This is a genomic window from Pectobacterium peruviense, from assembly GCF_002847345.1.
Lineage (GTDB): Bacteria > Pseudomonadota > Gammaproteobacteria > Enterobacterales > Enterobacteriaceae > Pectobacterium > Pectobacterium peruviense.
Map to the genome: position 1 here is coordinate 22,905 of NZ_LXFV01000037.1, position 8,574 is coordinate 31,478.

Annotated in this window: 8 protein-coding genes; all 8 read right to left on the reverse strand. The window is 48.8% G+C overall.

The annotated features are described in order from the left end of the window. Window positions 1-34 precede the first annotated feature (34 nt). The gene (gene rpoB / locus A0G03_RS20205) at window positions 35-4,063 is read right to left on the reverse strand and encodes a DNA-directed RNA polymerase subunit beta (RefSeq protein WP_048258309.1); all 4,029 of its coding nucleotides are present in this window, start codon (window positions 4,061-4,063) and stop codon (window positions 35-37) included. 327 nt (window positions 4,064-4,390) lie between these two features. Further along, on the reverse strand, window positions 4,391-4,756 hold the full coding sequence (rplL, locus tag A0G03_RS20210) for a 50S ribosomal protein L7/L12 (protein ID WP_005970331.1): 366 nt from the start codon (window positions 4,754-4,756) through the stop codon (window positions 4,391-4,393). Window positions 4,757-4,822: 66 nt separating this feature from the next. Beyond that, window positions 4,823-5,320: a 50S ribosomal protein L10 gene (rplJ, locus tag A0G03_RS20215; protein WP_011091858.1), complete on the reverse strand. Its 498-nt coding sequence runs from the start codon at window positions 5,318-5,320 to the stop codon at window positions 4,823-4,825. Window positions 5,321-5,637: 317 nt separating this feature from the next. Then, entirely contained in the window at window positions 5,638-6,342 is a 705-nt protein-coding gene (gene rplA / locus A0G03_RS20220; protein ID WP_048258308.1) for a 50S ribosomal protein L1, read from the reverse strand. 3 nt (window positions 6,343-6,345) lie between these two features. Next, entirely contained in the window at window positions 6,346-6,774 is a 429-nt protein-coding gene (gene rplK / locus A0G03_RS20225; protein WP_005970337.1) for a 50S ribosomal protein L11, read from the reverse strand. 162 nt (window positions 6,775-6,936) lie between these two features. Further along, window positions 6,937-7,482: a transcription termination/antitermination protein NusG gene (gene nusG, locus A0G03_RS20230; protein WP_005970339.1), complete on the reverse strand. Its 546-nt coding sequence runs from the start codon at window positions 7,480-7,482 to the stop codon at window positions 6,937-6,939. Between the two features lies 1 nt (window position 7,483). Beyond that, a complete protein-coding gene (gene secE, locus A0G03_RS20235) occupies window positions 7,484-7,867 on the reverse strand; it encodes a preprotein translocase subunit SecE (RefSeq protein WP_048258307.1) in 384 nt (127 codons plus the stop codon). A gap of 237 nt (window positions 7,868-8,104) precedes the next feature. After that, window positions 8,105-8,574, reverse strand: a 470-nt coding sequence (locus A0G03_RS20245; RefSeq protein ID WP_244177747.1) for an EF-Tu C-terminal domain-related protein, incomplete at its 5' end; no start/stop codon positions are given.

Sequence of the window (8,574 nt, forward strand, 5' to 3'; positions counted from 1 at the left end):
CTATGACGAATGCCAGCGATACAACGAGCTGGTATTACTTTTCTTCCAGCTCGATGTTGATACCCAGCGAACGGATTTCTTTCAACAATACGTTGAAGGATTCCGGCATGCCTGGTTCCATCTGATGATTGCCATCCACGATGTTTTTATACATCTTGGTACGGCCGTTCACGTCATCAGACTTAACGGTCAACATTTCTTGCAGGGTATAAGCTGCACCATAAGCTTCCAGCGCCCACACTTCCATCTCACCGAAGCGTTGACCACCGAACTGCGCCTTACCACCCAGCGGCTGCTGAGTAACCAGGCTATAAGAACCGGTGGAACGGGCATGCATCTTATCGTCAACCAAGTGGTTCAGTTTCAGCATGTACATGTAGCCCACTGTAACCTGACGCTCAAATTGCTCACCAGTACGTCCATCGTACAGAGTAATCTGACCGGAGGTAGGGATACCGCCCATCTGCAACAGTTCCTTGATTTCTTTCTCTTTTGCACCGTCGAATACCGGCGTTGCAATTGGCATACCTTTCTTCAGGTTTTCAGCCAGACGCATAACTTCTTCGTCGGAGAAAGTACTCAGGTCGACTTTTTGACGCACATCGTCGCCCAGATCATAGGCTTTCTGGATAAATTCACGCAGTTTGGTCACTTCTTCGTGCTGCTTAAGCATGGCGTTGATTTTCTCGCCGATACCTTTTGCTGCCATACCCAAGTGGGTTTCCAGAATCTGACCGATGTTCATACGTGAAGGTACACCCAGCGGGTTCAGTACGATATCGACCGGCGTACCGTTCTCATCGTAAGGCATATCTTCGATCGGGTTGATCTTGGAGATAACACCCTTGTTCCCGTGACGACCTGCCATCTTGTCACCCGGTTGGATCTGACGCTTAACAGCCAGATAAACCTTAACGATTTTCAGCACGCCCGGTGCCAGATCATCGCCTTGGGTGATTTTACGGCGCTTAGCTTCGAGTTTTTTCTCGAACTCGTGCTTCAGCTCATCATACTGTTCTGCAAGCTGTTCCAACTGATTCTGTTTATCTTCATCAGTCAGACCCAGTTCCAACCAGCGCTCGCGCGGCAGTTTGTCCAGTTTTTCAGCTTCTACGCCGCCAGAAACCAGCACTGCGTGGATACGTCCAAACAGGCCCGCTTCCAGAATCTGCAACTCTTCAGTCAGGTCTTTCTTCGCCTGCTTCAGCTGCATTTCTTCGATTTCCAACGCACGTTTGTCTTTTTCCACGCCGTCGCGGGTAAAGACCTGTACGTCGATAATCGTACCGGAAACACCGTTTGGTACACGCAGAGAAGAGTCTTTAACGTCAGACGCTTTCTCACCGAAGATCGCACGCAGCAGCTTCTCTTCTGGCGTCAGTTGGGTTTCACCTTTCGGCGTCACTTTACCAACCAGAATGTCACCACCGGTCACTTCCGCACCGATATAAACGATGCCAGACTCATCCAGTTTAGAAAGTGCTGCTTCACCCACGTTCGGGATGTCCGCAGTAATTTCTTCAGGCCCTAACTTAGTGTCACGAGACACACAGGCCAGTTCCTGGATGTGAATGGTCGTAAAGCGATCTTCCTGAACCACACGCTCGGAAACGAGGATGGAGTCTTCGAAGTTGTAACCATTCCATGGCATGAATGCCACGCGCATATTCTGACCCAGCGCCAGTTCACCCAGATCGGTGGACGGGCCATCGGCCAGAACATCACCACGTTCTACAGGTTCACCCAGAGACACACACGGCATCTGGCTGATGCAGGTGTTCTGGTTAGAACGGGTATATTTGGTCAGGTTATAGATGTCGATCCCGGCTTCGCCCGGATACATTTCATCGTCATTAACGCGGATTACAATACGAGATGCATCCACGTACTGTACTGTACCACCACGTTTTGCTACTGCAGTTACACCGGAGTCAACCGCAACAGCGCGTTCCATACCCGTACCAACCAGCGGCTTATCAGCGCGTAAGGTCGGAACGGCTTGACGTTGCATGTTCGCACCCATCAGGGCACGGTTGGCGTCATCGTGTTCCAGGAACGGAATCAGGGACGCACCGACGGAAACTATCTGCTGTGTGGAAACGTCCATATATTCAACCTGATCACGGCTGAACAAGCTGGACTCTCCTTTGTTACGGCAGGTAACCAGTTCGTCGATGAAGCGACCTTCTTCGTCTAAATTGGTGTTTGCCTGTGCGATAACGAAGTTACCTTCCTCAATCGCAGACAGGTAATGAATCTCATCCGTAACCACGTTTTCACGCACGCGACGATATGGGGTTTCAAGGAAACCGTATTCGTTAGTTTGCGCATAAACGGACAGGGAGTTGATCAGACCGATGTTCGGACCTTCTGGCGTTTCGATAGGACAAACACGACCATAGTGAGTCGGGTGTACGTCACGAACTTCAAAGCCAGCACGTTCACGCGTCAGACCACCTGGACCCAATGCAGAGATACGACGTTTGTGCGTAATCTCAGACAACGGGTTGTTCTGGTCCATAAACTGTGACAGCTGGCTCGAACCGAAGAACTCTTTCACGGCAGCCGAAATCGGCTTGGCGTTAATCATGTCCTGCGGCATCAGCGTATCGAGGTCACCCAGAGACAAGCGCTCTTTTACAGCACGTTCCACACGCACCAGACCAACTCGGAATTGGTTTTCTGCCATTTCGCCGACGGAGCGGATACGACGGTTGCCGAGGTGGTCGATATCATCCACTTCGCCTTTACCGTTACGGATATCAATGAGCTTCTTCATCACTTCGATGATGTCAGCTTTGCTCAGGATACCGGAACCTTCGATCTCGTCACGCAACAAAGAACGGTTGAACTTCATACGGCCAACCGCAGACAGATCGTAGCGGTCTTCAGAGAAGAACAGGTTCTCGAACAGCGTTTCTGCTGCTTCACGCGTTGGTGGCTCACCAGGACGCATCATGCGATAGATTTCAACCAGCGCGCTCAGACGATCGCTTGACGGATCGACACGCACGGTTTCAGACATGTATGCACCGTGATCAAGATCGTTGGTGAACAGTGTCTCAATACGTTTGTGACCAGACTGGCTCAGTTTAGCCAGCAGGTCCAGCGACAGCTCCATGTTGGCTGCGCCGATCAGTTCACCAGTGCTCTCGTCGATATAATCTTTGGACAGTACTTTGCCAGCGATATATTCAACAGGCACTTCAATGCGCTCAATACCGTCTTTCTCTAACTGACGGATATGACGTGCAGTGATGCGGCGACCTTTTTCGATATAAATTTTACCGTTCGCTTCGATATCAAACGACGCGGTTTCACCACGCAAGCGCTCAGGAACCAGATCCATCTGCAATTTATTGCCATTGATTTCATAGACAATTTTATCGAAGAAAAGATCGAGAATCTGTTCGGTGGAGTAACCCAGCGCGCGCAGGATAATAGTCGCAGGCAATTTGCGGCGACGGTCGATACGGACAAACAGGTTATCCTTCGGATCAAATTCGAAATCCAACCAGGAACCACGGTAAGGAATAATACGTGCGTTATACAGCACCTTACCTGAAGAGTGGGTTTTACCTTTGTCACTATCGAAGAACACACCTGGACTACGGTGCAACTGAGACACGATTACACGCTCAGTACCGTTGATCACGAAGGTACCGTTATCAGTCATGAGCGGAATTTCGCCCATGTAAACTTCTTGTTCTTTGATGTCTTTAACGGTGCCTTCAGGCGCTTCACGCTCGTAGATCACCAGACGCAGTTTAACGCGTAGCGGCGCAGAGAACGTCACACCACGGATCTGACATTCTTTAACATCAAATACTGGTTCGCCCAAGCGATAGCTAACGTATTGCAGCTCTGAATTACCGCTATAGCTTTTTATTGGGAAAACAGAACGGAATGCAGCTTCCAAACCGTGCTGGCCTTCCGGGTCTTGCTCGATAAACTTCTGGAACGAGTCAAGTTGGATAGAAAGGAGATAAGGTATGTCCAAAACTTGTGGACGTTTACCAAAATCCTTACGAATTCGTTTTTTCTCGGTATAGGAGTAAACCATAGGGTTCCTCAGCTAGCTGACAAGTCGAACCACTCTGTCTGCCCTAACAAGGACAGTTCATGCAACACTATTTACGTTGGTCGGAAAATAGAGAACTTTCCGTAATACGTCTTTCTATTACTCTTAAACCATTTCGTTGCTCTTGCTTAGGCAAGGTGCCTATGCGGAAAAACAGTATATTAAGTCGTCAATAGAAAAAAATATTTGGGGAAATCAATGGCTAAACAGTGTGAAATCCCATTGATGCCCTACAGCGCAAAAAGGCTGGTGACTAAAAAGCCACCAGCCATCAGCCTAATAAATCAGGCTGCAACCTGAAAGGTTGGCTTATTTAACTTCAACTTCTGCGCCAGCTTCTTCCAGTGATTTCTTCAGTGCTTCAGCGTCATCTTTGCTCACGCCTTCTTTCATAACTGCTGGAGCAGATTCAACCAGATCTTTGGCTTCTTTCAGGCCCAGACCAGTTGCGCCACGAACAGCTTTGATTACAGCAACTTTGTTAGCGCCGATAGCTTTCAGCACAACGTCGAACTCAGTTTTTTCTTCAGCAACTTCAGCTGGGCCAGCAGCAACAGCTACAGCAGCAGCAGCAGAAACACCGAATTTTTCTTCCATAGCGGAAACCAGTTCAACAACATCCATTACAGACATAGCTGCTACTGCTTCCAGAATTTGATCTTTAGTGATAGACATAACAATAGTTCCTAAGAATCAGAAATAGTTTATACGTTAGCAAGTGCGTTAAAAAAGAAAGCGCTATTATGCGGCTTCTTTTGCATCGCGAACAGCTGCCAGAGTGCGGACCAGTTTGCCAGCAGCGGCTTCTTTCATGGTCGACATCAGACGTGCCAGTGCTTCTTCGTAAGTCGGCAGCGTTGCCAGACGGTCAATTTGAGCCGCCGGGATCAGCTCGCCTTCAAAGGCTGCAGCTTTGACCTCAAATTTTGCATTCGCTTTCGCGAAATCTTTGAACAGACGAGCAGCAGCGCCCGGGTGTTCCATAGAATATGCAATCAGGGTCGGACCAACAAACGTGTCTTTCAAGCATTCAAATTGAGTGCCTTCAACGACGCGGCGCAGCAGGGTGTTACGAACAACACGCATGTAAACGCCAGCTTCACGACCTGCTTTACGCAGTTCGGTCATTTTATCAACGGTAACGCCACGAGAATCCGCAACAACCGCAGACAGCGCACCTTTGGCTACTTCGCTGACTTCAGCAACAATCGCTTGTTTGTCTTGAAGATTTAATGCCATTAGCTTTTGCTCCTGGATTTAGCCGGAGAAACTCTCCGGAACTCACTTCACTTATCGCCAAAATTAGAGATAAGCGTTGAAACACGGTGAGCAGAATCCAGTAAAAAATTATTCTTTATAAAAAAGAAAAACGTTATTTAGGCTCTGTCACCGTCTACGCAGGAGAATTAAGTTTCTTACGAAACACCTGCGGTCTTGGACGGAGGCCTGGATAGGCCAGACTCCAACCGAAAAATTCTTGCGTCGATCCACTTAAGGAACAACGGGCGTAAAATTATAGGTAAATCCCACACCCGAGTAAAGCGGAACAAAAGCTATTAGTTAGCAGCTGCGTTCAGACCGCTCTGGTCGATGGCAACGCCAGCGCCCATAGTGGTAGAAAGGCTAACTTTCTTGATGTACACGCCTTTAGCCTGAGATGGTTTTGCTTTTTTCAGCGCAATCAGCAAAGATTCCAGGTTTTCTTTCAAGTTATTAGAATCGAAATCAACCTTACCGATAGTGGTATGGATGATACCGTTCTTGTCGTTACGGTAACGAACCTGGCCCGCTTTAGCATTATTAACTGCTTCAGCAACGTTAGGTGTTACAGTACCTACTTTCGGGTTTGGCATCAGGCCGCGCGGCCCGAGCAGTTGGCCCAATTGGCCAACAACGCGCATTGCATCTGGAGATGCAATAACAACGTCAAAGCCCATTTCGCCTTTCTTGATCTGATCAGCCAGATCTTCCATGCCCACAAATTCAGCGCCAGCAGCTTTAGCAGCTTCAGCGTTTGCACCTTGGGTGAAGACAGCGACGCGAACAGAACGACCGGTGCCATGAGGCAGAACGGTTGCACCGCGAACGTTTTGGTCAGATTTACGTGCATCGATGCCGAGGTTAACAGCTACGTCTACACTTTCTACAAACTTAGCAGTGGCCAGCTCTTTGAGCAGAGCAACAGCTTCGTTGATGTCATACTGTTTAGTTACATCAACTTTGTCACGGATCACGCGCATGCGCTTGGTCAGCTTAGCCATTTATTAATCCTCCACTACCAGGCCCATGGAACGAGCAGTACCTGCGATAGAACGCGCCATGGCGTCTACATCAGAACCAGTCATATCCGCAGCTTTAGTTTCTGCGATTTCACGAACCTGAGCGCTCGTTACTTTACCTACTTTGTCTTTGTTCGGCTTGCCAGAACCAGACTTGATACCAGCCGCTTTCTTCAGCAGAACTGCTGCTGGAGGCGTTTTGGTAACGAAGGTGAAAGAACGGTCAGAATAAACGGTAATAACAACTGGAGTCGGTAGACCCTTCTCAAGGCTTTCCGTTTTAGCGTTGAACGCCTTACAGAATTCCATGATGTTAACACCTTGTTGACCCAGAGCCGGACCTACCGGTGGGCTCGGGTTAGCCATACCAGCTGCAACTTGCAGCTTGACATAGGCTTGTACTTTCTTAGCCATTTAACTTTCCTCGATTGGGTAATAGCGCCTAGTAAAAGGCTCCCCGTGGTTTGTATTACGTTTCAGTCGCCGTTAAAGCAACTAAAAAACAAAAGGCGCGAAATTATAGGTTAATTTCGCGCCATAGGCAAGTCGCTATTTTCAGCAAGTCTTGTCAGACACTTAGCCTTTCTCGACCTGAGCAAAGTCCAATTCAACAGGTGTCGCACGACCAAATATAGAAACAGACACCTTAAGGCGGCTTTTCTCGTAGTCCACTTCCTCGACAACACCGTTAAAGTCGGCAAACGGGCCGTCGTTAACGCGAACCATTTCACCTGGTTCAAACAGCGTTTTCGGACGAGGCTTGTCACCAACCTGCTGGAGACGATTCATAATCGCATCCACTTCTTTGTCACTGATCGGCGCAGGACGGTCAGATGTACCGCCAATGAACCCCATAACACGAGGAACACTGCGCACAAGATGCCAACTCGCATCTTCCATAACCATCTGTACCAAGACATAACCAGGGAAAAACTTGCGCTCGCTCTTGCGACGTTGGCCACCACGGATCTCAACTACTTCTTCAGTAGGAACCATGACTTCGCCAAACAGTTCTTCCATATTATGGAGTTTGATGTGCTCACGCAGCGATTGTGCTACGCGGCCTTCAAAACCAGAAAACGCCTGAACGACGTACCAACGTTTTTTTGGAGCTTCAGACATCTTAGAACCTCAGGCCAGTGATAAACGATACCAAACGGACCAGAATACCATCTAGCCCCCACAAAATCAGTGACATCACGGCGGTCACCGCGGCAACGATTAACGTGGTGTGTAACGTTTCCTGACGAGTCGGCCAAATTACTTTGCGTACTTCAGTACGCGCTTCGCGAGCAAACGCTACGGTTGCTTTGCCTTTCGTGGTCAGCAGCGCCACACCACCAGCTGCAGCGATCAGGATAACAACGGCCAATGCACGCAGAGGAAGGCTAAATTCGCGGTAATAATAATTGCCAACAATCGCAACAACCAGCAAGGTACTTACTGCTAGCCACTTAATCACTTCCAGGCTACGCCCACTATCCTGAGCTTCGGTATTCGCACTCATAAACCAACCTGTCACAATGATTCAGACAAATAACTTCGCCCCGCAACTACGGGGCAACCAAACCGAAAAATGTTCTGTAAAACGAATAATTCGGTATTTACGCCGCGTCTACAGAGCCTATCTCACCAATGATTATATCTCACAATCGCTGATGAGATAGGTTCTACCATGACAGCGTAGAAAAAGGGCATCAAATGATGCCCTTTTATCGCGTGTCGCGTCAAACGTTATCAGCGATTAAGCGATAACTTTAGCAACAACGCCCGCACCTACAGTACGGCCGCCTTCACGGATTGCGAAACGCAAACCGTCATCCATCGCAATTGGGTGGATCAAGGTAACAACCATTTTGATGTTGTCGCCCGGCATTACCATCTCTACGCCTTCTGGTAGTTCGATGGTGCCCGTTACGTCAGTTGTACGGAAGTAGAACTGAGGACGGTAGCCTTTGAAGAACGGAGTATGACGGCCGCCTTCATCTTTGCTCAGGATATACACCTCTGATTCGAACTGGGTGTGCGGCTTGATTGAACCAGGCTTAGCCAGTACTTGGCCACGCTCGATTTCTTCACGCTTGATACCACGCAGCAGAACACCTACGTTCTCGCCTGCACGACCTTCGTCCAGCAGTTTGCGGAACATTTCTACGCCAGTACAGGTAGATTTCGCAGTATCTTTGATACCAACGATTTCAACTTCTTCACCGA

Bases quoted from the DNA above. Each gene is read 5' to 3' on its own strand.
- rpoB (WP_048258309.1), bottom strand. From the start codon at position 4,063: ATGGTTTACTCCTATACCGAGAAAAAACGAATTCGTAAGGATTTTGGT.
- nusG (WP_005970339.1), bottom strand. From the start codon at position 7,482: ATGTCTGAAGCTCCAAAAAAACGTTGGTACGTCGTTCAGGCGTTTTCT.
- secE (WP_048258307.1), bottom strand. From the start codon at position 7,867: ATGAGTGCGAATACCGAAGCTCAGGATAGTGGGCGTAGCCTGGAAGTG.
- rplL (WP_005970331.1), bottom strand. From the start codon at position 4,756: ATGTCTATCACTAAAGATCAAATTCTGGAAGCAGTAGCAGCTATGTCT.
- rplA (WP_048258308.1), bottom strand. From the start codon at position 6,342: ATGGCTAAGCTGACCAAGCGCATGCGCGTGATCCGTGACAAAGTTGAT.
- rplJ (WP_011091858.1), bottom strand. From the start codon at position 5,320: ATGGCATTAAATCTTCAAGACAAACAAGCGATTGTTGCTGAAGTCAGC.
- rplK (WP_005970337.1), bottom strand. From the start codon at position 6,774: ATGGCTAAGAAAGTACAAGCCTATGTCAAGCTGCAAGTTGCAGCTGGT.